This window comes from Bacillus sp. LR--39, assembly GCF_053613335.1.
The window spans coordinates 1-774 of record NZ_JBSIOT010000721.1; the positions used below are offsets into that span (position 1 = coordinate 1).

2 pseudogenes are annotated in these 774 nt (G+C 46.0%); one reads left to right on the top strand and one right to left on the bottom strand.

The features are described 5' to 3' along the window. Nucleotides 1–188: pseudogene (gene glxA, locus ACWHAR_RS26090) on the bottom strand (glyoxalase GlxA); the annotation flags it as partial. Between the two features lie 120 nt (nucleotides 189–308). On the opposite strand from glxA, the pseudogene ACWHAR_RS26095 reads away from it, so the two are divergent. Beyond that, nucleotides 309–774: pseudogene (locus ACWHAR_RS26095) on the top strand (RlmI/RlmK family 23S rRNA methyltransferase); the annotation flags it as partial.

Below are 774 nucleotides of genomic sequence, written 5' to 3' on the forward strand. Positions count from 1 at the left end.
CTGTAGCCTTGAATCAGTTCGATTTCAGTTTCCGGGCCGTCTTCAAAGCCGAGAAAAGCAAGCTCGATTACACCGTTCGTATGTGTGATGCGATCCTTCAATTTCATGCCTAGTACCTCTTCATAAAATGTGATGGACGCGTTAATATCTCTTACCATGATGCCTGTATGGTCAATTCGTTTTGCCATGCTGCTCCTCCTCGAAACTCTTTTTGTCTATCGTAGAAAAACCTTTCCTTTCTGTCAATGCAGACATCTTGGCGTTTTGTGGTACGATAAGAGAAAGCAAACAGAAAGAGGACGACATATATGAAGCTACTCACCCTAAAAAAAGCACACGCTGCCAAAATCAAAAAAGGCTATCCCCTTATTGAAAAAGAAGCTCTCGCAGGGAGTGCGGGGCACATGAAAGAAGGAGACATCGTTGATATCGTGTCTGAGAGCGGCGAGTTTCTCGCGCGGGGCTATTACGGCCTGCAAAATAAAGGGGTCGGCTGGACGCTTACCCGCAATAAACATGAACAGATTGACCAGGCATTTTTTCTCACCAAATTAACAAAAGCGGCCCAAGCGCGCGCCAAACTATTTGAGGCTCAAGATACAACGGCTTTCCGCCTGTTTAACGGTGAGGGCGACGGTGTCGGCGGCGTCACCATCGACTATTATGACGGCTACCTGCTGGTACAATGGTACAGCAAGGGCATTTACACCTTTAAAGATATGCTAATTTCCGCTTTGGATGAGATGGATCTTGATTATAAAGCGATTTACGAGA